Below are 22,035 nucleotides of genomic sequence, written 5' to 3' on the forward strand. Positions count from 1 at the left end.
GGCAGCACATTCTGCCGACGGCCCCAGCCCTCAGCGTAGAGGCGAAGGTCCCGCGCCGCTGCCGTGCAAGGCGCTGCCGAGGGCGTGGGCCTGCAGCGCGAACAACCGCTCGGACGTCGGCGAATCGGGCAGCAGCGAGTCGAATCCGTGGCAGGTGCCGGCGAACACGTGCAGTTCGACCGACACCCCGGCGTGCAGCAGGCGCAGCGCGTAGTCGACCGCCTCGTCGCGGAAGGGATCGATCTCCGCGCACGTGATCAGCGCCGGGGCGAGCCCGTCGAACCCGTCCCGCCGCGCGGGCACGGCCGAGTCCGGCCTGGCCGTTCCGCCCAGGTAGTGGCCCCACATCAGGTCGGCGGCCTCACCGTCGAACGCCGGGCTGCTACGGAACTCCTTCTTGGACGGGGTGACTCGATCGTCCAGCACCGGCTGGTGCAGCAACTGGAAGACGACCGGGGGGAGTGACCCGTCGGCCGCCGCCTGCGCCAGGCACGCGGCCAGGGTGGCGCCGGCGCTGCTGCCGGCGACGGCGATCCGGGTCGGATCGATGCCCAGCTCGCCGGCATCGGTTACCACCCACCTCAGCACCGCGCTGGCGTCGGCGAATGCGGCCGGGTAGGGGTGTTCGGGCGCGAGGCGGTAGTCGACCGACACCACCGTGCAGCGGCCGCGGCGGGCGAGTTCGACGCACTGTCGATGGTCGGTGTCCAGGTTTCCCAGCGCGAACCCACCTGCATGGCAGTAGACCACCGCGGGCGCCGGTGGGGACCCGCCGCGATAAATCCGTACCCGCACCGGCGGCTCGGCCGGCGCCGTCTCGTCGCCGATCTGGACACCCCCCACATCGGTCTGTTCCGCGGCGGCCCGGCGACGCTCGTTGAACGGGTCGCGGATGAGTGCGATTGAGCAGTAGGAAAAGTCGGTACGGGTGGTCGCAATGGCCCGCAGTGCGGGGTCAAGCCGGTCGGCGCCATCCAGTTCCGTCATCGCGTTCCGCCCTCCGCCGCGGTCAATGCCCCCGACGGGGAATCGGCGGTGGGTTCGAATCGGAAGTCGGCTGGCCTGAACCTCCGGGTCATGCCCCAAAAACTGCGCGCGCTGCGCGGCCATTGCGTCACCACGCGGCCGTTCGGGGCACGGAAGTAGTTGCTGCACTGGGTGGTCCACACGGTGCCGACCATCCAGCGGTCGATCTTGGCGAGGAAGTCGGTGAGGGCAGCGGGCCGCACCGCGATGTAGGTCTTGCCCTTGCGCCGCAGGTGTTTCAGTGCCCGCACGATGTAGCGCGCCTGGGCCTCGAGCATGAAGATCACGCTGTTGGATCCGACATTGGTGTTCGGGCCGTACAGCATGAAGAAGTTGGGAAACCCGGGCACGGCCATCCCCAGGTAGGCGTGTGCCCCGTCGCGCCAGGCCTCGCGCAGGGTGGTGCCGCCCTCCCCGGACACGTCCAACTCGCCCAGATAGTCGGCGGCGGCGTAGCCGGTGGCGCATACCACGACGTCGACCTCGCGTTCGGTGCCGTCCTCGGTGACCAGCGACCGGGCGCGCAGGTACCGCGCCGGACTGGTCAACACCTCGACATTGGGCCGGGTCAGCGCGCGCAGGTAGTCGGAGGAGAAGACCAGCCGCTTACAGCCCAGGGGGTGGGTCGGCGTGAGCTTGCGGCGCAAATCCTGGTCGGGGACCGCATTTTCGAGCAGGCGCAGGGCGACCGCCTTGAACTCCTGGGTCTTGTCGCTGCCGTTCTCGATCACCGATATGTTGGCTTCGCTGCGCAGCCACAGCCGGGTCCGGTACAGCTTCTTGGCCCCCGGCACGTGGGCGAATACCCAGCGCTCGCGCCGCGTGTAGTGCCGGTCGGGCTTGGGCAGGATCCAGGTCGGCGACCGCTGCACCGAATAAACACGGCCGGCCACCTTGGCCAGTTCGGGCAACAGCTGCGACGCCGTGGACCCCGTGCCGAGCACGGCAATCCGCTTGCCCTCCAACGGGATCGAGTGGTCCCAGCGTGCCGAGTGCAGCACGGTTCCGGTGAACGGCTCCTGCTCCACGAGATCCGGCAGGAGCGGGCGAGTGAACAGGCCGACGGCGGAGACCACGACGTCGAAGTGATGCAATTGCCCCTCGCTTGTGGTCAAGCACCACCGCCGGGCGTCCTCCTCCCACCGCGCCGACCGGATGTCGGTCCGCAGCTTCAAATGTGGGCCCAGGCCGTATTTGTCGGCGCACCGCTGGAAGTACGCCAGTATCTCGGGCTGGGCCGACCACAGCCGCGACCAGTCCGGGTTCAGGTCGAACGAGTAGGAGTACAGGTGCGATTTGACATCGCACGCCAGCCCCGGATACGTGTTGATCCGCCAAGTGCCGCCGACCCCGTCTTCCCGGTCGAAGATGGTGAAATCTTTAAACCCGGCCCGCGAGAGCAGGATTCCGAGCGCCAATCCGCCCGGACCCGCGCCGATGATGCCGACCGTGGGGCCGGTCATCGGATCTGCACGCATTGGCCGCCGTCGACGACCAGTTCGGCGCCGGTGATGAACGACGCCTCCTCGGACACCAGGAACGCCACCGCGTCGGCGACCTCGCGCGGCTGGCCGATCCGCCCGAAGGCCGACGACGCGGCCAGCCGCAGCTGAGTGGCGTCGTCGAGCATCGGGGTCGCGATCGGTCCGGGGAACACGGCGTTGACCCGGATTCCCAGCGGGGCGAGTTCGGCGGCGGCGTTCTGGGTCAGGCCGCGCAACGCCCACTTCGCCGAGCCGTAGGCGGCGTGGTGCGGGAAGGGTCTGATGGCGCCGGTGCTGCAGATGTTGACGACGGCGGCGCCGGTGGCCGCCCGCAGGTGCTCCAGCGTCACCTGGATGCCTAGGAAGGCGCCCAAACAGTTGACCCGCCAGGACCTTTCGAAGGCGTCGGCCGTCTCGTCGGCCAGCGATGCCCGATGCAGCACGCCGGCGTTGTTGACCAGGGTGGTCAGCGCGCCGAAGCGGTCGATCACGGCGCGCACGGCCGACCTCCACATTGGCTCCGACGTCACGTCGAGATCGATCGCGATCACCCCCTCGTCACCCAGCTCGCCCACCAGGCCGGTCAGCTCGTCGGCGCGCCGGTCGCACGCGGCCACCGAGTAGCCGCTGACGCGCAGCCGGTTGGCGATGGCCCAGCCCTGCCCGCCGGCCGCGCCGGTGACCAGGGCGACGCGTTCGTTCATGACGGCGTGACCTCGGGGGTGTCGGACGGGCGGTGCAGCCCGCACGGGGCATCCCGGAACATCTTCCCGACGCCCTCGTGTCCGGCGAAAACTCTTTCGCAGAACAGGAATTCAGCGCCGTCGGCGAGCAGTTCGACGATCGCGGCCCGGTCATCCGTCATGCTTCGCCTCCCGCAGGTGCTCGGCGGCGCCCCGGCGCAGGGCGTGCGACTCGGCCGTCAGCGTGATCATCGACAGCCCCAGCTTCGCCATGGCCCGGCCCGTCGTGCCGTCCCCGGCGTGTATGCCGGTCACCAGCCCGGCCGCGGTGGCCGCGCGGTGGGTTTGCACGATGGCGTCCAGGACGACCCGATGCCCGGTCGCGCCAACCACATCCACGCCCAGCGAGAGCGCCAGATCGGCGGGCCCGATATAGAGCCCGGCGAGCCCGTCGACCGCGCAGATCTCGTCGAGGCCGGACAGCGCCGCGGCGGTCTCGATCATGGCGAAAACGCTGACCCGGGATTCCAGCATGGCGGTGTCGCGGCCCAGGCTGGCGCGCAGCGGGCCGAAGCTGCGGACGCCCGCGGGCTGGTAGCGGGTGGCTGCCACCGCCGCGGCGGCCTCGTCCGCCGACTCGACCATCGCGATGACGACTGCGTCGGCGCCGGCATCCAGCACCCGACCGATCGGTGCCGCGTCGGCGTTGGGTAGCCGCACCACGGTACCGATCGGCAGGTGTTCGGTTCGGCGCAGCATGGCGGCGATGTCGGCGTCGTCGAGGTAGCCATGCTGGGCGTCGAAGCCCACGTAATCATAACCGGCCCTGGCGAATTCCTCCGGACCGAGCAGCGTAGGGCTGGTGATCCAGCCGCCCCATATCGGGCCGCCCCGGTGCAGCGCCCGCTGCAACGCGCTGCGCGAGTCGTCGGTCACGTCACACTCCGATCGCGATCTTGATGCGCTCGGCGACGGGCCGGCAGGCCAACTCGAAGGCACTCTGCACCTCGTCGACGCCGAACGTGTGCGTCAGGTAGGTGGCGAGCAATTCGGGATGTTCGGCGGCGAACTTGCCGGCGAGCTCCAGCACCCGCCGCCGGTCCAGCGTCACACCGGATTTCAGCGTCAGGTTATTGCGCAACATGGCGCGCATGTTGATGGGATAGGCGTCGTCGTCGGCGACACCGAAGTAGAAGACCGTGCCGCCGGGTGCCGCGGCCTCGATGGCGTGGCCGAGCGTCGCCACCTGGTGGCCGACCGCCTCGATGACCACGTCGGCGCGGTCGCCCGCGGAAAGTTGACTCACCCACCGATCGCTGGTGGCGCGCACCGGGTCATCGACGCCGAACGCCGTTGCCACGCTTGACCTGTCGACGGGGTCGACCCCGGTGACGCGCCGGGCGCCGGCCGCCTTGGCGACGTAGGAGAACAGCAGGCCTATCGATCCCTGCCCGATGATCGCCACATGCCTGTCGGCGAGATCCGGCAGCTGCTCGCAGGCGTAAAGGACGCACGCCAGCGGTTGCAGGCCGACCGCCTGCGCCGGAGTCAGCGCGGGGTCGTACGGCGCCAGGCCATCGCCGTCGCTGACCACGCGCTCCATCATGCCGTTGAACCCTGACGCCCAGCCGACAACTCGGTCGCCGGGGCAGTGCGCGGGATGGCGGCTGGCGATCACCTCGCCGGCGACTTCATGGATGGGAAAGCCGTCCTTTTCGGCCGCGCTGATCCCGTCGTCGCCCGGAAGGCGGCCGCGGGCACCGCGAAACGCCGGCAGGTCGCTGCCACACACGCCTGCCGCCATGAACCGCAGCAGGACCTGGCCGTCGGCGAGGCACTCGGGCGTCTTCTCCGCGATCGTCGTCCGCTCGAACTGGTAGGGCGCGATGATCCGGTAGGACCACACGTCAGACCTCCACCGGGATGTTGTTCCAACCCCATTGGAAGCTGGAGGGCAGCCGCCTGGCCGCTTCCGCCTGAATGGTGAAATCGGGCACCCGGCGCAACCACTCTTGCAGCAGCACAGCGACTTCCAGCCGGGCGAGGTGGTAGCCGATGCAGAAGTGCTGCCCGCGGCCGAAGGCCAGCGAGCGGCGGATGGGCCGGTCCCAGATGAATGCGTCGGGATCGGGGTATTCCCGTTCGTCGCGGTTGGCCGAGGCGAGCAGCGTGATGACGCGCTGCCCGGGGCGGATGGTCTGGCCGTGGAGCGTAAACGGCTTCCGCGCGGTTCGGGCAAACCACTGCGCCGGCGCGCAGAACCGGATCATCTCCTCGCGCGCGACGGGCACGGCGGTCTCGGGGTCGGCGCGCACCGCGGCCAGTTGGTCGGGCCGCCGGATGAGCTCCCACAGCCCGTGGGCGACGATCTTGGGCACCGTCTCCGTGCCACCGATGAAGATGCAGAGCATCTGAGTGGCGACTTCGACGTCGTCGAGCGGGCTGCCGTCGGGCAGGCGGTAGCCGAGCAGGCCGTCGACGACGGCGAGCGGCTCGCCCGACCGGTCGGCGCGGCGGCGGCGCACCGCGGGCAGCAGGTACTCGAAATAATTGGGCCGCGCCTCGGCGGTGTCCACTCCGACACCGGGCTCGGCCAGGCTGCCTGCGTTGACGGCGGCCAGCACCTCTGGCGCGAGATCCGGTGAAATTCCGAGTAATTCGCACACGACGGACGCCACGACGATGCCGCCGTAGTCCTGGGTCAGGTCGAACGAACCGCGCGGCAGCAGCTCGTCGAGCCGCTCGTTGGCCAGCCGGCGGATCCGCGCCTCCCAGCCGGCGACCGATCTGGGGCGCAGCGGCTGGGAGTGGGCGCGCCGGATCTGGGCGTACAGGTCCGTGTCGAACACCGCGTGGAACGGCAGCGGGTGCAACGGCGGGTCGGCGACCGGCCCGGTGTTGTGCTTGGCCAGGACGGACGCGGCGGGCAGGGTGCCCTCGGACGCGACGAACGTGCCGTCGTTGACCTCCAGCACCTGCCAGATGTCCTCGAACCGGGACAGCGCGAAGGTGTCCCACCGCGGCATGTAGTAGACGGGATGGTGGTCGCGCAGGATCCGGTAGTACGGCAGCGGATTCGCCATCACCCGCGCGTCGAAAGGGTCGTAGGCGAAGTCGGTGGAGTCCAGGTCCTCTGGCTGCCCCGTCACTGCAGCGGTGAGGGCGGTAGGGCCTGCAGGATCGAGTCCTCCCAGCCGTCGCGCAGGGCGGGCGCCACGCTCATCCAGGTGACGATCTCGGCGGGCGGGCTGTCTTTCCACGAGGGATAGTGGTTGGCGAAGCAATCCCAGCCGCCGTCCAACGCCCAGTAGTGGATGACCTCGTTGTAGCGGAAGGTCGTCGTGAACGAGCCGAGCCAGCGCTTGCCGGTGCGTTCCGACCAGGGGACGTAGAGGCGCTCGAGTTCGCGGATGTAATCGTCTTGACGCCCCGGCTTGGTCTGCATGATCTCCTGAATCACCAGCGGCGCAGTGAAATCGGCCTCGCGTAATTGGGCGAGGGTCTTGTTGCTGGGCCCGGGGTACATGATTCGTCCCTCACCCACGGCGCCGATGTCGGCCAGGAAGGCCGACCATTTGCCCGCCGCCGCCTCGTGGCTGCCGCCGCGCGCCTGGGCGGCCCCGATTCGTGCGTAGTCGGCAAACCCGTCGATCTCCCAGATGATCGTCACCTGCGGCCAGTGACCGTTGTACGGCGTGGTCTCCCAGATCGCGAACAGCCGCGCACCGAGCTCGTCCATCATCGGCCGGTAGGTGTCGCAGAAGACCTCGGTGAAGTGGTCGCTGCGCCCGGTGCCGAGCGCGACTGTCTCGTGCAGATAGAGCAGCGTGTGGCCAAAGTACTTCTTCATCAGTCGAGCCGGACCAACCCCGAGTCGCCGCGCCCACAGGTTGCCAAGTCGCAGAGCAGCGTCTCGGTGGAATAGACCGCGGCGCAATCGATTCCGGCCGCCGCCAGCGCGTGGCCCTTGAACCTGCGCGCGGCCGCGCTGAGTGCGTACTGCGCGCGGGCCACCCCGCGATCCACCCGCAGTGGCCATCCGGTCGGCGCTTGGCCCCACAACGCGACTTCGGTCAGCCGGTCGTCCAGCGATTCGAACACGCGGTCGCGCACCCGCGCGTCCGCCGCAAACGCCTCGGCGCTCACCGCCAGGCTTTCACTCTTCGTGCCCGCGGCCATGGTGGCGAAGTACTCCTCGGAGTCCAGCGCCTGCACGCCGAGGATCCGCAGCGACCGGGCGTCGCTGCCGTCGGGCAGTAGCACGGTCACCTGCCACCCGGCCATCGCCCGGTCGTAGAGCCACCCTCCTGCCGATTGGACGACATCGACGGCGCTCGCCGCCATGACGTCGAGCCGGTATCGCAGACAATCTCGGTCCGCGCGGCTGGCCCGGGCGGCCTTGACCCGGCCACCATGGCTGATGTCGAACGTTGAAGTGACCATGCAATCCGTTCCTCACCGCCGCACCGAAACTGGCGCTGACCGCAACGCTTGTCCTGGGCTGTGCCGCCTCGCGCGGCTCACCGGACAGCGTGACACTTAGGAGCAATTTTGTAAAGGTGCGACCGGTGGTCACGAGCCGCGGCGCGCCTTGAGTTCGGCGAGTACTTCCTCGGTGTGCTGCCCGAGTTCCGGTGCCGCAGAACGCGGCGCCCAGGGGGTGCCGTGAAAATCGGCCGGGGTGGCGACCATCGCGACGCCGGCTTCGCCGTCCGGCACGTCGACGATGCCGCCGGCGGCGTGGAACTGCTCGTCGGCGACGACGTCTTCCAGGCTGTTCACCGGCGCCCAGAAGAAGTCGGGCTCGGCGGCGAAGGCCTGGGCCCATTCGTCGAGGGTCCGGGTGGCGAAGATGGCGTCCAGCTCGGTGATCAACTCCGTGGCGTTGACGAAGCGCGCGTAGGCGTCGCCGAAGCGGGGATCGTCCAGCCATTCCGGGTGGCCGACGGCGCGGCACAGCGGGGGCCAGTGCCGGTCGCCCTCGAGCCCGACGATCCAGAATCGCCGGCCGTCGGCGGTCGCGTAGTTGTTCATGCAGGGATTGCCCATCGATTCGCGTTGTCCGACGGCGATCGGCTGACCGGTCAGCAGATAGGTGTTGAGGTCGAAGCTCACGGTGTACGCGCCCTGGCGGTACAGCGACGTGGTGACCAGCTGGCCGGTCCCGGTGCGCTGCCGGGCCACCAGCGCGGCGCAGATCGCCGCGGCCAGGGTCATGCCGGCCGAGTGATCACCCATTCCTCCCCGCTGGAACGGCGGGGTGTCACCGGGGCGGGTGAGCAGGTGCGCCACGCCGGCGCGTGACCAGAAGGCGGCCACGTCGTAGGCGGCCCGGTCGGCGTCGGGCCCGGTTTCGCCGTAGCCGGTGATCAGGCCGTAGACCAGCCGAGGGTTGCGGGCGGCCACGGATTCGAAATCCAGCCCCAGCCGTTGCAGCGCGCCGGGCCGCACGTTGGTGACGAAAACGTCGGCGTCGCCGAGCAATTCGAATGCGGTGCCGCGGTCCGCCTCCTGCGCGAGGTTCAGCACGACACTGCGTTTGGAGCGGTTGTCCATCTCGAACGGCGGGTTGACGCCGAGGTCGCAGCCCAGCATCCGGCCGAACAGGCGCCCGGGGTCACCGCTCGGCGGCTCGATCTTGATGACGTCGGCGCCCCAGTCGGCCAGGATGCCGCCGGCGGCCGGCCCGGCCACCCACACCCCGAGCTCGACGACCGCGATGCCTTCCATTGGTCCCGCCATGCCTAAGTTCCTACTCTGCGCTCTCCGAATGTCACGCCAGCGTGACGCTGCATAGTGAGTGCCACGCTAGCGTGACATTCGGTGGCGATTGCGCCGAAGCGCACGCCTCCTCGGGATTACATGCCCGGTAGCGGGAGCCTTGACCTGCCGACCGATGATTCTGCGCGCCGCGGTGTATCGGAATAGATGCGAGCAGCTGCGCGGCTGCGCGGCTTGCCGATCGACCCAACGAGAAAGGAGACGATCGTGGCCACAATTTCGGGCAAAGCGATTCTAGTCACCGGTGGCAATCGCGGCATCGGGCGCGCGCTGACCGAGGAGGCTTTGCAGAGGGGCGCGGGACGGGTGTACGTGGGCACCCGAAAGGCTTTGGCGGACAACGGCGACCGCGCGTGACGCCGTTGACCCTGGACATCACCGACAAGACCCATCTCGAGGCGGCGGCCGGGCGGGTGGACTCGCTCGATATCGTCATCAACAATGCCGGCGTTGCGCTCTACGATGATTTGACCGACCCCTCGGCGCTTCAGCAGCATCTGGCGGTCAACCTTTTCGGCACCTACGCCGTCATCCAGACCTTCTTGCCGCTGTTGGTCCGTTCCAGAGGATCGATTGTCAACAATCTCTCCGTGAACGCGTTGGCCCCTTTGCCGCTCATCCCGGCCTACTCCGTCTCCAAGGCTGCCGCGTTCTCCATGACGCAGTCGCTGCGTGCCATCCTGGCCGGACGGGGAGTGCGGGTACATGCCGTGCTGACCGGGCCGGTGGACACCGAGATGACCCGCGGCCTCGACATACCGAAAGCCTCGCCGCAATCCGTGGCCCGCGCCATCTTTGACGGGGTGGAGAACGACGATGACGAAATCTTCCCCGATCCGCTGTCGAGGTCGTTGGCCGATCTCTGGGGCGGGAGCGCCACGAAGGTGCTCGAGCGCCAGTACGCGGCGCTGCTCGATGCGGACCAGTGACCCCGTCCCCGCCATCATCCCGGCGGTCGAAGGTCTAGCCTCACATCATGAGCCTGGTTGCCGGACGTGGTCCGCTCAGCAGTGATCCGGCCGGGCGATTCTCGCCCCCACTGCCGGGCGACGTCGTCTTCATCGAGCCTCATCCGCGTCGCGTGCAAGCGTTCCAGGATGGCCGCCTGGTGATCGACACCGAAGGGGCGCTGCTGGTGCACCGGCGGGGCCGACCGCTCAGTTACGCCTTCCGCGCCGGGGACGTCGGCGACCTGCCCACCGAACCCGAGCCGGAGGCGCCGGGCTACGTACACGTGCCCTGGGACGCCGTCGACACCTGGCTGGAGGAGGGCCGCGAACTCGTCCACTACCCGCCCAATCCCTATCACCGCGTGGACTGCCGCCCCACCAGGCGCCGCCTGCGCGTCTCGGTCGCCGGCGCGGTGCTGGTGGACACCGACGACACCGTGATCCTGTTCGAAACGTCGCTGGCGCCGCGGCTTTACGTCGACCCGGCGCACGTCCGCACCGACCTGCTGCGCCGCTCGGACACGCTGAGCTATTGCAATTACAAGGGGTTTGCCACCTACTGGTCCGCGGGCGGCGTCGAGGATGTCGCGTGGAGTTACCCTGATCCCCCGCCGGAAAGCCTGCCCATCAAGGGGTGTTTCAGCTTCGACCTCGCCCGGGCGGATGTGGTGGCCGAGCTGCCACACACTTGAGCCGCGAAAGTGCAACTTTCGCGGCGGAGTGGAGCTAGCCGCCGTAACTGGGGCGTCCCAGCTTGAGCTCGTGCTGGGCGATCATGTTGCGGAAGACTTCTAAGGTGCCGCCGTAGATCCCGAGCGGCAGCGCCAGCCGGTAAAGGTGTTCTGCCGCACCGTCGGTGGCGGAACCTGTGGTCTCGGTGGGCAACGCCGACGCTGTCCCCAGGATGTCCATCAGGTCCGGGGTGACGTCGCGCATCGTCTGCGCGATCGCGACCCGCCCGAACATCCCGGGCGCCGACAGCGCCGCCTCCATCCGCGCGACGCCGCGCCCGAGCCGGTATTTCACCGAGTCGTCGTCCAGCGGGCGCCGCCCGTCGGGGCCGGGTTGCGCGGCGGCCGCCGCGACGGCGTCGACGACCTCGGCCATCAGGTCGCCGTGCGCCGACATCGCCGCAATGTATTGCAGGCCATGATCTTCCGGGTCCACGATGCCGTGCTCGGAGTCCAGCGCCGCGCGCATCACCGTCCAACCGCCGTTCACCTCGCCGATGCGGTAACGGTCGTCGACGCGGACGTCGCTGTAGTAAACGATGTTGGTGCGGTCTCCGTCCAGGGTGCGGATGCCCTGGATCTCGATCCCGGGCGTGTCCAGCGGCACCAGGAACATGGTGAGGTTCCTGTGTTTGCGCCCCTGCGGGTCGGTGTTGGTGAGCAGGAAGACGTACCGGGCGTTCTGCGCGTTCGACGTGAACATCTTGGAGCCATTGATGATCCAGCTAGATCCATCCGCCTCCCGCACGGCGCGTGTCTTGCAGGTGGCGACGTCGGAACCGCCTTCGGGCTCGGTATAGCCCAGGCAGAGCCGGATCTCGCCGGAGAGCACACCGGGCACGACCTGCTCGGCGAGTTCCGGCGCTCCGAATTCGCGCACGAGCCGCGCGACCACGGACGTGGTGCCCCAGTGATACCACGGCGTATGCGCCCGGGCGATCTCGAGCTGAAAGATGCGCCGGCGGACCGGGCTGAATCCGCCCTCGGACTCCAGCTTCCAATCCGATTCCAGGTAGCCGGCCTCACCCAACGCCAAATGCACGTGTTCGTCGAAGTTTTCGCCGAACTCCAGCTGCCGGTGCAGCACTTCGTCGGTGACGATCTTGGCGATAAACGCCCGGGTCTCGTCGCGGAAGGCCTGGTCCTCGGGTGAGAGTTCGACGCGGGAGAAGTCCATCAGGCGGCGTCGATCACCAGGGTGCGGAAGCGGTCGAGGGTCTCGAGCGCATGGGCGATGCTGTCGCCCGGCAGGTGGACGCTGACCCACGTCACGCCCAGCTTGGCCAGCTTTTCCAAGCCGTCGAGGTAGGCGTCGGCGTTGAAGTCGTCGTCGGTGACGCTGCCACCCGCGAAGTTGGTGAAGGTGATGTCGATCGTCGACCAGTCCCGGCCCGCGGCATCACAGCGGCGCCGCAGGTCGTCGACGCCCTCGCGCAGGCGTTCGGCCGAGTCGATCACGGCGGTGCCCGCCGTCTGGGCCAGTTGGGGCGGCGCGGGAAACGGGCACCAGCCGTCGCCGTACTGCGCCACCCGCTGCCGCGCCGACGACGTGTTACCGCCGATCCAGATCGGCGGGTGCGGGTCGCTGACGGGCCGGGGGTGCGCGGTGATCCCGCGGGCACTGAAATGCCGTCCCTCGAAGGCGATGTCGTCGCCGGTCCAGACCGCCCGGATCACCTGCAACGCTTCCTCGAACAGCTCCGCACGTTCGTCGTAGCTCACGCCGAGGGCGGCGAACTCGCGCTTTAGGTAACCCACGCCGACCGCGAGCGTGAACCGGCCGCCGGAGAGCAGATCCAGCGTGGCGCCGGACTTGGCCACCACGAACGGGTTTCGGTATGGCAGCACCACGATGTTGGGGATCAGCCGCAGCGTGCTCGTGGTGGCGGCCGCAAAACCCAGCGCGACAAAGGGATCCAACGCGTCATGACCGCCGGCCTCCAGCCAGCGCTGCGACGGCGCCGGGTGATCGGTGAAGCCGAACCCGTGAATGCCGGCCGCTTCGGTGGCGGCAGCCACCTTCGCGATGCCGTCCCCGCTCACCAGCTCCGGGTTGTACGGGTGGCTGTGCATGGGGTGGGTGATGGTGAAGCGCATGACGCGACCAGCCGCTAGAACCGTGCGCGGGAGTCGATCGCCGTGTCGCTGGTGCGCAGCGGGCGGATCAACGCCTCTTGGGCGAAGGAGCACAACAGCTCGCCCTCCTCGGAGTGCACCGTGCCGCGCACATAGGACATTCCCGCGCCGACCTGGGTGCTCTCGTGGGTGTAGAGCAGCCAGCCGTCCCAGCGCACCGGTTCGTGAAACACGACGGAGATGGTCATCGGTGCGGTGGACACGGTCAGGTGGGCCTGTGCGGTGCCGATGCCCGCGTGCGCCCGCATCGTCGTGGAGATGCCCAGGTGGCCGGTGAAGTACGCGAGCAGCGCCTTGGCCAGGTCGTCCCGTTCCGGGATCGGGTCGTAATGCAGCCACGCGTACAGCTCCGGGGGCCCGACCTCGTCGGGGCTGTTGACATCGACGACGTCGACCAGGCGCAGTTCACGGCCGACCATCGGCATCGGCGAGGGGTTGGCACCGGCAGGCCCGGTCACGTCGGGGCGCGGCAGGTGATGGCGGATGACGTCACCGGTCGGGACGTCGGCCAGCACCGTGATGCTCAGGCAGCGCCGCCCGTTCTGCTGCACGGCGACCACGGCGGTGGCGGTGGACCGTCCCTCGGCGACGACGTCCAGGACGAGCTCGATGGGCGGGCCGACGGTCACGGCGCGGGAGAAGACCGCGTGGGCCGAGCGCACCGATTTGTCCGGAAATCGCTTGGCCACCGCGACAATCGCCTGGGCGAGCACCTGCGTGCCCTCCACCACCTGCCGTTCGTCGCCGCCTGCGATGCCGGTGTCGCCGGTGAACCGGTCCTGCCCATCGGCCTGCACGTCGAACAGATCAAGGAGCCCCTGAACCGTCCACTCAGTCTGCTCAGATTCGGTAGTCAAATCGGCCCCATCTCTCGTTGGCAGCTCATCGCACAGCGTGACACTTTGACTAAGATTTGTAAAGCTTGGCTAACAAAGGCAGGGAGGCAACGCATTGGGCATCGTGACCAGCACCTCGGAAACCGTGTTCACCCAGTCCGCCGAGACCGTCTACGACTTCGTCACCAACCCGGAGAATTGGACGAAGACCTACCCGGGCAGCGCGCACATCGGCAAGCTGCCGACGCTGCCGCTACGGGTCGGCGACACCTGGGAGGAGGCGGGCCCCGACGGGGACCGCATCTTCACCTGGCAACTGGCGGCCGCCGTGCGCCCGGCGCTCTTCGTGTTCACCTCGATCGGGCGACTGGGCCACGATCGCGACGGGAACGGCGGGCTCGAGGGCCGGATCACCGTGGCGTACCGGTTCACCAGACCTGGGCAGGACGTCACGCTGTTCTCGCGGACCATGACGATCGAGGCGGCCAAGCACGCCCCCTGCCGGATCAGCTCTTTCAGCAGGTCAATCCCGCGAAGATCGATGCGTACCACGAGGCGGTCGCGCGCGAACTCGCCAAGTCACGAGATTGACACCGATACCCGCAGTGCATGACACTTTGGCGGTGTTTTGTAAAGCGGTGAAGGGGGTGCGCGGATGATTCCCGAACCGCTGGCCAACAGCTTCTGCTTCGGCGAAGGCCCGCGCTGGTTCGAGGGTCTGCTGTGGTTCTCCGACATGCTGGGCGAGGCCGTGCACACCTCCACCATGGGTGGGTCGGTGACCACGCTGCCGCTGCCCGGGCACTCGCCGTCGGGCCTGGGTTTCCGACCCGATGGATCGCTGCTGATCGTGTCGGCCGAAGACCGCAAGGTGCTCCGCTACGACGGTGAAACCGTCGACCCCATCGCCGATCTCGCCGACCTGGCGCCGGCCAACCTCGGCGACATGGTCATCGACGACGCGGGCCGCGCCTACATCGGATGCCAGGCGTTCAGCGGCGGCTGCATCATCCGGCTGGACCCGGACGACAGCGCCAGCGTCGTCGCCGAAGACCTCGACTTCCCCAACGGCATGGTGATCACGCCCGACCGGCGGACCCTGATCGTCGCCGAGTCGATCGGCCGGCGGCTGACGGCGTTCACGATCGACGAGGACGGCGGGCTGGCCGACCGCCGCGTTTTCGCCGAGGGCCTCGACGGCCCACCCGACGGCATCGCGCTTGACGCCGACGGCGCGGTGTGGGCGTCGATGACGCTGGCCCACCAATTCGAGCGGATCATCGAGGGCGGCGCCGTGACCGACCGCATCGACATGGGTGAGCGCGTCGCCATCGCCTGCGCGCTCGGCGGCCCCGAGCGCAGGACACTGTTCTTGTTGTCCAGCACGGACGCCCATCCGCAGCGCCTGGTCGGGACCCGGCTGTCCCGGCTGGACGCCGTCACGGTGACCACCCCCGGCGCCGGCCTGCCCTGACGAGAGGTTGACGATGACCGACTCTTACTACGAGCTCGTCGACGGCGCCGACCCGCTGGGGGAAAAGTTCCGGGCCACCGACCTGGCGCGCGGCACCTGGTCGGCCGCGATCCAGCACGGCGGGCCGGTGTCCGCGCTGCTGGTCCGCGCCCTAGAGCGGTGCGACCAGCGCGACGACACCCGGCTGTCCCGCGTCGTGATCGACCTGCTGGGCGGGGTGCCCGCCGAGGGTGACCTCTGGGTCAACGCGCAGGTGCAGCGCGGCGGCAAACAGATCGAGCTGGTCGGTGCCGAGATGCTGGCGCCCGGTCCTGACGGCGCGCCCCGCCCGGTCGCCCGCGCCAGCGGCTGGCGGTTGCAGACGCTGGACACCCGGGAGGTGGCCCACGCCGCACCCGACATGCCCGCGCCGCGCAGCGAGGCGCGCGACCGCAACCTGACGGCGCGGGACTGGGACCGCAACTACGTGCACAGCCTGGACTGGCTGTGGCTGACCGAACCGCTGAGCGAGGGGCCGGGCGAGTCGTGGATCCACCCGACCGTGGACCTGGTGACCGGCGAGAGCATGACACCGCTGGAGCGCCTGTTCGCCGTCGCCGACTGCGCCAACGGCATCGGCAGCAAGCTGGACATCAGCCGGTGGACGTTCCTCAACACCGATCTGGCCGTGCACGTGTTCCGGGTTCCCGACGGGGACTGGATCGGCATTCGCGCCGAGACCAACTACGGCCCGGACGGCATCGGCACCACGGTCGGCACCTTGTTCGACGAGCAGGGCGCCGTCGGGGCCATTCAGCAGTCCGTCCTGGTGCGCCCCCGCCCGCCCAAGTCCGGCCGGCAGGCGAAATGACCTTCCATCACTTCGTAGAGTTGCAGATATGAGCCGGCCGGCCCAGACCGTAGAGCCCGACACCTCGACGCGTCAGCGCATCCTCGACGCGACCGCCGAGGTGCTCGGCCGCAACGGTAAGACCAAGCTCAGCCTTTCCGACGTCGCCGCCCAGGCCGGGGTCTCCCGTCCGACGCTCTACCGCTGGTTCGCGTCCAAAGAGGAGCTGCTGTCGGCCTTTTCGAGCTACGAGCGGCAGATCTTCGAGAGCGGCCTGGTGCGGGCCACCGCGGGCCTGAAGGGGGTCGACAAGCTCGACGCCGTGCTGCGGTTCATCGTCGAGTACCAGCACTCGTATTCCGGCGTCCGCATGGTCGACGTCGAGCCCGAGCACACCATCGCCCAGTTCGGCGGCGTCATCCCGCAGATGCGGGAGGGCCTGCAGCGGCACCTGCCCGGACCCAATGCCGCGGTGAAGGCGGCAACCGTGATCCGGATCGCGATCTCGCACTACATCGTCCGCAGCGACGACGCCGACCAGTTCCTGGCGCAGCTGCGCCACGCGGTCGGCATCAAGCCGCCATCCGATTAGTCGAGCTGCACCGCGACCCGGACGCGGCCCTTCTCGTCTCGGCTGGCGATCGCGTGTCCGGTGCGGTCGACGCCGTCGAAGTTGAGCAGGGTGATCGGACCGCCGTCGCCGAGGAAGTTTCGCCACCACGTCTTGCTATCGGGCGACATGACGTTGATGACGATGCCATCGCCGGAGCGGCGGTACCCGACCGGGGTCTGGATCGTCTTGCCCGAACGCCTGCCGACGTAGCGAATCTTGATCAGCCCGCGTCGTACCAGTCGGCCGACGACGGGCGCGTCGATCATCCCGCCGAACAGATTGTTGACGATTCCGGAGATGGGCGTGTCGAAGATTCCGGATGCCATGTAGCCCAGCGTATGTCAGCCGGCACAAGAACGATCAGTCGAACAGCACCGCCGCATTGAGGTAGCCGGTCGGGTCCAGCGCGGCTTTGATCGTCCGCATCGCGGCGATGTCCGCGGGCTCGCGCGACATGCCCAGGTAGGGCCGCTTGCGCGTGCCGACGCCGTGTTCGGAGCTGACGTTGCCGCCGGATCGTGCGATGAGTTCCATCATCGGCCCGTACAGCGCCTGCTCCCGCTCGACCGGGCAGCGCAGCACGTTGAGATGCAGATTGCCCTCCCCGATGTGGCCGAACAGCACGGGGAGCGCCTCCGGCGCGTGGGTCCCGACCAAATCGACTGCCTGCCTGGCAAATTCGTCGATCGACGACAGAGGCAAGGAGACGTCGAACTTGAGTGGCGGCCCGTACACGCCGAGTACCTCGGCGAGCGATTCACGCACCTGCCACAACCGTTGCTGCGCAGCGACATCCACGCCGACCGCGGGTTCGCAGCACATTCGCGCGCCGTCGAGCAGGTCGGCGAGCCGGTCGGTCGGGTCGTCGTCGGCGGCCAACTCCACCAGCAAAAGCCAGCCCCCTTCGACCGGGGCGCCGACCCCGAGGTGCTCGCCGGTCAGCGCGGCGGCCCGCCGGTCGATCAGTTCCAGCGCCGCAATGCCCTCGGCATCCCGGAACGTCCGGCCCGCGTCCACCAGCGCCGCCAGGTCGTCGAACCCGCAGACCGCGGTCACCCGTCGCGCCGGGGTGGGGTGCAGGCGCAGCTCCAGCGAGGTGATCACGCCGAGCGTGCCCTCGGCGCCGACGAACAGCGCCGACAGGTCGTAGCCGGTGTTGTCCCGGCGCACCCGGCTGTGGCGGCGCAGCAGCGAGCCGTCGGGCAGCGCCACCTCTAGGCCGACGACCTGTTCGCCCATGTTGCCGTAGCGGACCGTGCGCAGTCCGCCGGCGTTCGTCGACGCCATCCCCCCGACGGTCGCGGTGTCCCGCGCGGCCAGGTCCACGCCGAACAGCAGGCCTGCGGCCCCCGCGGCGCGCTGCACCGCGGCCAGCGTCGCGCCGGCGCCCGCCCGGACACGGCGCTCGACGCCGTCGACAGGGGCGAGGGTGTGTAACCGCTCGGTGGACAGCAGCACGTCGTCGTGCTCGGGAACGGTGCCGGCCACCAGCGATGTGCGGCCGCCCTGCACGGTCACGTGCGCCCCGGCGTCCCGGCAGAGTCTCAGCACCTCGGCGACCTGCTCGGCCGAACCCGGGCGCACCAGCGCACTGGCCCGCCCCCGATAGCGACCGGTGTGGTCGACGCTGCGGCCCGCGAGCACGTCCGGATCGGTGACGACGTGGGTCGGTCCGACCACCTCGGCCAGGCTACGCAGCATGCCCGCGGTTATAGCACCTCACGCCGCTGCCCGAAAACAGCCCTCGAAATGGCCGTTTTCAATTCCAACGGTCTGCATGAACGAGTGGGCGACCACGGGCCCGACCAGGCGAAAACCCGCTTCCCGCAGTGCGACCGAAAGCCGGTGCGACTCCGGACTCACCATCCGCCCGTCGCCGAAGCTTCGGAGCCGATGGTGCCTGCGCGGCTGATGTTGCCACGCCAGTCGCGACAGCGAGTCTGTCGATAGCAGGCGGGCGTTGTGTAGCGTGGCCTCGATCTTGCCTCGATGGCGGATGATCGAGGTGTCGGTCATCAACCTTTCGACGTCGGCGGGCGTCATTCTTGCGACCGCCGCCGGGTTGAATCCGTCGAACGCCTTGCGCAGGTTGTCCCGTTTGTCGAACACGGTCACCCACGACAGGCCGTTCTCGAAGTAGGTCAGCACCAGCGCCTCGAAGAGCAGGGCCTCGTCGTGTGTCGGCGTTCCCCACTCGTGATCGTGGTACGCGGTCAGGTCGCGGCCCGTTTCGGTGGCCCATCGGCAGCGGGTGACGCCGTCGGGGCCGGGGATCACGCTGGCAAGGTGGGTCGGCACGCCGACGCCGGCCATCGCTCTCACTCCACGACCCTAGCCCCGCGGCACCTCGGCGAAGCCTGGCTCGCCGGCGTCTACAACGGAATTGAACCGGATTCGGGTGTCGAGCCGTTCGTTGATCTCCTGCATGGCGCTGTCGGGAAGCGCTGTGACATCGAAGTTCTCGCGGATGCGTTCCCGTGAAACGGAGGCGGTGAGGACGGCGCTGCCGCGCTGAATGCCCCAGGCCAGAAGCACTTGGGCGGGCGTCTTGCCGAGCCGTCGAGCGATCGATACCACGAGAGGGTCATCGAGCAGCCGCGGTTCCAGCGCGTGACCGAGCGAGGCGAAGGCCAACAGGATGATGCCGTCGGTCTCGCGCATCCGGTGCAGCTCCCACTGGGGGTGATAGGGATGCGACTCGACTTCCACGACCGCCGGCTTGATGCGGGCCGTCTCGAGAATCGTTCGGGTGCCCTCGGCGTCGATGTCGGACAGGCCGATCGCCCGCGTAAGACCTTGGTCGACAAGGGCTTCCATCGCCGCCCAGGTTTCGGCCAACGTGACCCCGTCGTCGTAGACGACGGCCCCATGGATGTCGCGGGGGTCTTGGTCGTCTCCCGGCCGGAACGCGAACGGGGTGTGCACCAGATACAGATCCACCGCGTCCAGCCCGAGCCTGTTCAGGCTCGCCCGCAGGGCGGGCTCCACCCGTTCCGGTCGATGATTGTTGTTCCACAACTTCGTGGTTACGAACAATTCCTCGCGTCGGACCGTGCGTTGCGCGAAGAGGTCTTTGAGCGCCGCGCCGACCTCGGCTTCGTTGCGGTACCGCTCGGCGGCGTCGAGGTGACGGAAACCCGCTTGGACCGCGGCCGTGACGGCGGCACGGGTCTTGGTGTTGTCGGAAAGCGATGTGCCGAACCCGAGCGCCGGGATCGCACCGCTTCCATCGTTTAGGGCGAACCTGCGCTGACTGAGACTTTCATTCGGGGTCATGGCCTTCGGCCTCCTTTGTTTTCGGCGGATCGCCAGGCTTGGTCAGCAGGGCGACGGCTTCGGACGTCGTCCAGACTGCGCTGGCAAGGAATTGGAAATTCACCAAAGCGGCGAGGTAGCCATCGCATTCGGGCAGGCGCGGGCCCGCCGTGGCGTCTTTGACGACGGCGACCTCGAAGCCCTGCTCGATGAGCTCGCGCAGGTGTCCTTCGACGCACAGGTTGGCGGCCATTCCCGCCAATACGACTTGGCTGACGCCGCGTTTGCGCAGCTGCAGCACCAGGTCGTTCGATTCGGGACCGACGATCTTGTGGGGTGAGGCGATGACGGTCTGGCCGTCGTGAATGTGGTGCCGGTACGCCGGCAGGAAGTCGGCGCCGGAGTCGACGAATCCGTCCGTTGCGTAGGCGCTTTGGCGCGCGAACATGCCCACGTAGTCCATGAACTTCTCGAGCGGATCGCCGAACCGCCACTGCTTGTCGGTGGGAAAGAAGTAGTGCGGTGACACGGCGACGGTGATGCCCGCCCGCTTCGCGGCGTCGAGCAACTCGCCGATATGGGCGACGACGTCGTTGTCGCGGACCCCGTCGCCGAACACCTGCCATGCGGCTCCCGCCGGGCTCAGGAAATCGATCTGCGGATCGGTGAGAACCAGCGCGGCGCGATCGGGGTCGAGCACGAAGCCGGAAGCGGGCAGCTCGGGCGTCTGCGGGTCGGCGTCTCTGGTTGGCTCTGGCATGCCACGTCCTCACGGTCCGAAGGGGTAGGCCTCCGATAATAAATGACCAGTCGTCTATTTAACAAGCGTCGCCCGCGAACGATTCCGCCGCCGACCGCATCAGTGCAGAAGCGCCGGGACCGTGGTCGCCTCGAATCGGTCGTACGGGGCCCTACTGCGGGTCACCTTCCCCCGCAGGGCCGCACCTTCCCACGCCTCGATCAGTTGGGAGGCCAGCTCGGGAGCGGCGAGATCGCGACGGACGCCGCCGGAACGACGCTGTCCGGACCGTACACACTCGGTGAGGGCAGCGCCCCAGCGATCGAGAATGCGCACGAGTTCGGCGCGCACCGGTTCGCTCGAACCGCCCAGCTCGAGCGACAGGTTGCCGATCAGGCAGCCAAGCAGGAAGTCGCCGGCCTCGTGCTCGTCGGCAAGGGCGTGGAAGAAGCGGGTGATCCGGTCCTGTGCCGGCCCGGCTTCATCGAGGATCGGCAGCAGGCGCGCCTCGATGTCGGCCCAGTAGTGCTCGAGGATGGCCGCCGCGAACGCTTCCTTGCTCGGGAAGTACGCGTAGAACGACCCTTTGGGGACACCCGCCGCGTCGGTGATGTCCTTGACGCCGCTCGCGGAAAATCCGCGCGCGTGCACCAATTCGAGCCCCGCGGCCAGGAGGCGGCGGCGCACCTCGGGATTCGGCGGGCGCGGCATTCCTCGATCTTAGCCGACCGGTCGCCTATCTTCGCAGGGCTAGAACTCCTTGTGCGGCACGTCGGTCACCAGGCCGCCGTCCATCACGAACTCGCTGCCCGTCGCGTAGGACGACTCGTCGCTGGCCAGAAACAGGATGAACGTCGAGACCTCCCGCGACTCGGCCGGGCGACCGAGCGGAATCGTCACCATGTCCTCGGGCAGGTGCTGGGTCATCGGGGTGCGGATGAAGCCGGGGTGCACCGAGTTGACGCGGATGTTGTGCGGCGCCAGCTCCAGGGCCGCGGACTTCGCCAGCCCGCGTACCGCCCACTTGGAGGCGACGTACGGGTGCACCATGGGCGCGCCGCGCAGGCCCTCGATGGACGACACGTTGATGATCGAACCGCCGCCCGCCGCGATCATCGGCTCGACCGCCACCCGCATGCCCAGGAAGGTTCCGGTCAGGTTGACGTCAATCACCTTCTGCCACTTGGCCAGATCGAAACTCTTCAGCGGTCCGAGCGCGACGGTCCCGGCGTTGTTGACCAACACGTTGAGCTTGCCGAACTCGCTGATCGCGGTCTCGACCGCGGCATCCCACTGGTCGGGCTGGGTGACGTCGAGGTGGACGTAGCGGACGGCGTCACCGATTTCGTCGGCAACCGCCTTGCCCTCGTCGTCGAGGATGTCGCCGATCACCACCTTGGCGCCCTCAGACGCCAGCAGCCGCGCGTGCTCGGCGCCCATCCCCCGGGCGCCCCCGCTGATCAGCGCAACCTTGCCTTCTACCCGTCCCACAGGGACT

General features: G+C 68.7%; 26 protein-coding genes and 1 pseudogene. 7 read left to right on the forward strand and 20 right to left on the reverse strand.

Going from position 1 to position 22,035, the window contains the following annotated elements; all coding sequences use genetic code 11:
- Positions 1-30 precede the first annotated feature (30 nt).
- The 10 genes from ACEL92_RS26045 to ACEL92_RS26090 form a co-directional block, all read right to left on the reverse strand.
- The gene (locus ACEL92_RS26045; protein WP_374023437.1) at positions 31-987 is read right to left on the reverse strand and encodes an alpha/beta hydrolase; all 957 of its coding nucleotides are present in this window, start codon (positions 985-987) and stop codon (positions 31-33) included.
- Positions 984-2,504: a flavin-containing monooxygenase gene (locus ACEL92_RS26050; protein WP_374023438.1), complete on the reverse strand. Its 1,521-nt coding sequence runs from the start codon at positions 2,502-2,504 to the stop codon at positions 984-986. The genes ACEL92_RS26045 and ACEL92_RS26050 overlap by 4 nt, the downstream gene beginning before the upstream one ends.
- A complete protein-coding gene (locus ACEL92_RS26055; protein ID WP_374023439.1) occupies positions 2,486-3,214 on the reverse strand; it encodes an SDR family NAD(P)-dependent oxidoreductase in 729 nt (242 codons plus the stop codon). The genes ACEL92_RS26050 and ACEL92_RS26055 overlap by 19 nt, the downstream gene beginning before the upstream one ends.
- Positions 3,211-3,375 carry a hypothetical protein gene (locus tag ACEL92_RS26060; protein ID WP_374023440.1) on the reverse strand — a complete coding sequence of 55 codons (165 nt, stop codon included), beginning with the start codon at positions 3,373-3,375 and terminating at the stop codon, positions 3,211-3,213. Before ACEL92_RS26060 ends, ACEL92_RS26055 begins: the two co-directional genes overlap by 4 nt.
- Complete coding sequence (locus tag ACEL92_RS26065; protein ID WP_374023441.1) at positions 3,365-4,129, reverse strand: HpcH/HpaI aldolase/citrate lyase family protein; 765 nt, start codon at positions 4,127-4,129, stop codon at positions 3,365-3,367. Before ACEL92_RS26065 ends, ACEL92_RS26060 begins: the two co-directional genes overlap by 11 nt.
- Position 4,130: 1 nt before the next feature.
- A complete protein-coding gene (locus ACEL92_RS26070) occupies positions 4,131-5,099 on the reverse strand; it encodes a zinc-binding dehydrogenase (RefSeq protein ID WP_374023442.1) in 969 nt (322 codons plus the stop codon).
- Between the two features lies 1 nt (position 5,100).
- Complete coding sequence (locus tag ACEL92_RS26075; RefSeq protein ID WP_374026390.1) at positions 5,101-6,276, reverse strand: cytochrome P450; 1,176 nt, start codon at positions 6,274-6,276, stop codon at positions 5,101-5,103.
- A gap of 62 nt (positions 6,277-6,338) precedes the next feature.
- Positions 6,339-7,043, reverse strand: a complete 705-nt coding sequence (locus ACEL92_RS26080; RefSeq protein WP_374023443.1) for an NIPSNAP family protein — start codon at positions 7,041-7,043, stop codon at positions 6,339-6,341.
- Entirely contained in the window at positions 7,043-7,636 is a 594-nt protein-coding gene (locus ACEL92_RS26085; protein WP_374023444.1) for a hypothetical protein, read from the reverse strand. Before ACEL92_RS26085 ends, ACEL92_RS26080 begins: the two co-directional genes overlap by 1 nt.
- A 129-nt stretch (positions 7,637-7,765) precedes the next feature.
- Positions 7,766-8,935 carry a CaiB/BaiF CoA transferase family protein gene (locus ACEL92_RS26090; RefSeq protein WP_374023445.1) on the reverse strand — a complete coding sequence of 390 codons (1,170 nt, stop codon included), beginning with the start codon at positions 8,933-8,935 and terminating at the stop codon, positions 7,766-7,768.
- A gap of 246 nt (positions 8,936-9,181) precedes the next feature.
- Between ACEL92_RS26090 and ACEL92_RS26095 the strand changes: the two genes are divergently transcribed.
- From ACEL92_RS26095 to ACEL92_RS26105, 3 genes are read left to right on the forward strand one after another with little or no spacing between them, the layout of a single operon-like run.
- On the forward strand, positions 9,182-9,331 hold the full coding sequence (locus tag ACEL92_RS26095) for a hypothetical protein (protein WP_374023446.1): 150 nt from the start codon (positions 9,182-9,184) through the stop codon (positions 9,329-9,331).
- Positions 9,332-9,336: 5 nt separating this feature from the next.
- Positions 9,337-9,903 (forward strand): SDR family NAD(P)-dependent oxidoreductase, encoded by a 567-nt coding sequence (locus ACEL92_RS26100; RefSeq protein ID WP_374023447.1) that lies wholly within the window; start codon positions 9,337-9,339, stop codon positions 9,901-9,903.
- A gap of 47 nt (positions 9,904-9,950) precedes the next feature.
- On the forward strand, positions 9,951-10,616 hold the full coding sequence (locus tag ACEL92_RS26105; protein WP_374023448.1) for a DUF427 domain-containing protein: 666 nt from the start codon (positions 9,951-9,953) through the stop codon (positions 10,614-10,616).
- Positions 10,617-10,650: 34 nt separating this feature from the next.
- Here ACEL92_RS26105 and ACEL92_RS26110 read toward each other — a convergent pair whose 3' ends face one another.
- Genes ACEL92_RS26110 through ACEL92_RS26120 form a run of 3 tightly spaced genes read right to left on the reverse strand, consistent with a single transcriptional unit; the run spans position 10,651 to position 13,648 of the window.
- Entirely contained in the window at positions 10,651-11,832 is a 1,182-nt protein-coding gene (locus tag ACEL92_RS26110) for an acyl-CoA dehydrogenase family protein (protein WP_374023449.1), read from the reverse strand.
- Positions 11,832-12,752, reverse strand: a complete 921-nt coding sequence (locus tag ACEL92_RS26115) for an LLM class F420-dependent oxidoreductase (RefSeq protein ID WP_374023450.1) — start codon at positions 12,750-12,752, stop codon at positions 11,832-11,834. The genes ACEL92_RS26110 and ACEL92_RS26115 overlap by 1 nt, the downstream gene beginning before the upstream one ends.
- A 14-nt stretch (positions 12,753-12,766) precedes the next feature.
- Positions 12,767-13,648 carry an acyl-CoA thioesterase gene (locus ACEL92_RS26120; RefSeq protein ID WP_374023451.1) on the reverse strand — a complete coding sequence of 294 codons (882 nt, stop codon included), beginning with the start codon at positions 13,646-13,648 and terminating at the stop codon, positions 12,767-12,769.
- Between the two features lie 94 nt (positions 13,649-13,742).
- Between ACEL92_RS26120 and ACEL92_RS26125 the strand changes: the two are divergent.
- The 4 genes and pseudogenes from ACEL92_RS26125 (at position 13,743) to ACEL92_RS26140 (ending at position 16,522) form a co-directional block, all read left to right on the forward strand.
- A pseudogene (locus ACEL92_RS26125) lies at positions 13,743-14,218 on the forward strand (SRPBCC family protein).
- 64 nt (positions 14,219-14,282) lie between these two features.
- On the forward strand, positions 14,283-15,101 hold the full coding sequence (locus tag ACEL92_RS26130) for an SMP-30/gluconolactonase/LRE family protein (protein ID WP_374023452.1): 819 nt from the start codon (positions 14,283-14,285) through the stop codon (positions 15,099-15,101).
- Between the two features lie 13 nt (positions 15,102-15,114).
- Positions 15,115-15,951, forward strand: coding sequence for a thioesterase family protein (locus ACEL92_RS26135; protein WP_374023453.1), 837 nt, complete (start codon positions 15,115-15,117; stop codon positions 15,949-15,951).
- A 28-nt stretch (positions 15,952-15,979) separates the two neighbouring features.
- Positions 15,980-16,522, forward strand: coding sequence for a TetR/AcrR family transcriptional regulator (locus ACEL92_RS26140; RefSeq protein WP_374023454.1), 543 nt, complete (start codon positions 15,980-15,982; stop codon positions 16,520-16,522).
- Here the strand turns inward: ACEL92_RS26140 and ACEL92_RS26145 are convergent.
- The 7 genes from ACEL92_RS26145 to ACEL92_RS26175 all read right to left on the reverse strand — a co-directional run bounded on the left by ACEL92_RS26145 (position 16,519) and on the right by ACEL92_RS26175 (position 22,028).
- Entirely contained in the window at positions 16,519-16,869 is a 351-nt protein-coding gene (locus ACEL92_RS26145) for a hypothetical protein (RefSeq protein WP_374023455.1), read from the reverse strand. The genes ACEL92_RS26140 and ACEL92_RS26145 overlap by 4 nt on opposite strands.
- 34 nt (positions 16,870-16,903) lie before the next feature.
- Positions 16,904-18,244 (reverse strand): FAD-binding oxidoreductase, encoded by a 1,341-nt coding sequence (locus ACEL92_RS26150; RefSeq protein WP_374023456.1) that lies wholly within the window; start codon positions 18,242-18,244, stop codon positions 16,904-16,906.
- Between the two features lie 18 nt (positions 18,245-18,262).
- Positions 18,263-18,856 (reverse strand): DNA-3-methyladenine glycosylase I, encoded by a 594-nt coding sequence (locus ACEL92_RS26155; RefSeq protein WP_374026391.1) that lies wholly within the window; start codon positions 18,854-18,856, stop codon positions 18,263-18,265.
- Between the two features lie 18 nt (positions 18,857-18,874).
- Positions 18,875-19,819 (reverse strand): aldo/keto reductase, encoded by a 945-nt coding sequence (locus tag ACEL92_RS26160; protein WP_374023457.1) that lies wholly within the window; start codon positions 19,817-19,819, stop codon positions 18,875-18,877.
- Complete coding sequence (locus ACEL92_RS26165) at positions 19,806-20,558, reverse strand: cysteine hydrolase (RefSeq protein WP_374023458.1); 753 nt, start codon at positions 20,556-20,558, stop codon at positions 19,806-19,808. Before ACEL92_RS26165 ends, ACEL92_RS26160 begins: the two co-directional genes overlap by 14 nt.
- Positions 20,559-20,657: 99 nt before the next feature.
- A complete protein-coding gene (locus ACEL92_RS26170; protein WP_068262525.1) occupies positions 20,658-21,248 on the reverse strand; it encodes a TetR/AcrR family transcriptional regulator in 591 nt (196 codons plus the stop codon).
- 39 nt (positions 21,249-21,287) lie between these two features.
- Complete coding sequence (locus tag ACEL92_RS26175; RefSeq protein ID WP_374023459.1) at positions 21,288-22,028, reverse strand: glucose 1-dehydrogenase; 741 nt, start codon at positions 22,026-22,028, stop codon at positions 21,288-21,290.
- Positions 22,029-22,035 lie beyond the last annotated feature (7 nt).

The sequence above is a fragment of the Mycobacterium hainanense genome, assembly GCF_041890355.1.
In the GTDB taxonomy this organism is placed as follows: domain Bacteria; phylum Actinomycetota; class Actinomycetes; order Mycobacteriales; family Mycobacteriaceae; genus Mycobacterium; species Mycobacterium hainanense.

Bases quoted from the DNA above. Each gene is read 5' to 3' on its own strand.
- ACEL92_RS26045 (WP_374023437.1), bottom strand. From the start codon at position 987: ATGACGGAACTGGATGGCGCCGACCGGCTTGACCCCGCACTGCGGGCC.
- ACEL92_RS26050 (WP_374023438.1), bottom strand. From the start codon at position 2,504: ATGCGTGCAGATCCGATGACCGGCCCCACGGTCGGCATCATCGGCGCG.
- ACEL92_RS26055 (WP_374023439.1), bottom strand. From the start codon at position 3,214: ATGAACGAACGCGTCGCCCTGGTCACCGGCGCGGCCGGCGGGCAGGGC.
- ACEL92_RS26060 (WP_374023440.1), bottom strand. From the start codon at position 3,375: ATGACGGATGACCGGGCCGCGATCGTCGAACTGCTCGCCGACGGCGCT.
- ACEL92_RS26075 (WP_374026390.1), bottom strand. From the start codon at position 6,276: ATGGCGAATCCGCTGCCGTACTACCGGATCCTGCGCGACCACCATCCC.
- ACEL92_RS26080 (WP_374023443.1), bottom strand. From the start codon at position 7,043: ATGAAGAAGTACTTTGGCCACACGCTGCTCTATCTGCACGAGACAGTC.
- ACEL92_RS26085 (WP_374023444.1), bottom strand. From the start codon at position 7,636: ATGGTCACTTCAACGTTCGACATCAGCCATGGTGGCCGGGTCAAGGCC.
- ACEL92_RS26090 (WP_374023445.1), bottom strand. From the start codon at position 8,935: ATGGCGGGACCAATGGAAGGCATCGCGGTCGTCGAGCTCGGGGTGTGG.
- ACEL92_RS26105 (WP_374023448.1), top strand. From the start codon at position 9,951: ATGAGCCTGGTTGCCGGACGTGGTCCGCTCAGCAGTGATCCGGCCGGG.
- ACEL92_RS26110 (WP_374023449.1), bottom strand. From the start codon at position 11,832: ATGGACTTCTCCCGCGTCGAACTCTCACCCGAGGACCAGGCCTTCCGC.
- ACEL92_RS26115 (WP_374023450.1), bottom strand. From the start codon at position 12,752: ATGCGCTTCACCATCACCCACCCCATGCACAGCCACCCGTACAACCCG.
- ACEL92_RS26130 (WP_374023452.1), top strand. From the start codon at position 14,283: ATGATTCCCGAACCGCTGGCCAACAGCTTCTGCTTCGGCGAAGGCCCG.
- ACEL92_RS26135 (WP_374023453.1), top strand. From the start codon at position 15,115: ATGACCGACTCTTACTACGAGCTCGTCGACGGCGCCGACCCGCTGGGG.
- ACEL92_RS26140 (WP_374023454.1), top strand. From the start codon at position 15,980: ATGAGCCGGCCGGCCCAGACCGTAGAGCCCGACACCTCGACGCGTCAG.
- ACEL92_RS26145 (WP_374023455.1), bottom strand. From the start codon at position 16,869: ATGGCATCCGGAATCTTCGACACGCCCATCTCCGGAATCGTCAACAAT.
- ACEL92_RS26150 (WP_374023456.1), bottom strand. From the start codon at position 18,244: ATGCTGCGTAGCCTGGCCGAGGTGGTCGGACCGACCCACGTCGTCACC.
- ACEL92_RS26155 (WP_374026391.1), bottom strand. From the start codon at position 18,856: ATGGCCGGCGTCGGCGTGCCGACCCACCTTGCCAGCGTGATCCCCGGC.
- ACEL92_RS26160 (WP_374023457.1), bottom strand. From the start codon at position 19,819: ATGACCCCGAATGAAAGTCTCAGTCAGCGCAGGTTCGCCCTAAACGAT.
- ACEL92_RS26165 (WP_374023458.1), bottom strand. From the start codon at position 20,558: ATGCCAGAGCCAACCAGAGACGCCGACCCGCAGACGCCCGAGCTGCCC.
- ACEL92_RS26170 (WP_068262525.1), bottom strand. From the start codon at position 21,248: ATGCCGCGCCCGCCGAATCCCGAGGTGCGCCGCCGCCTCCTGGCCGCG.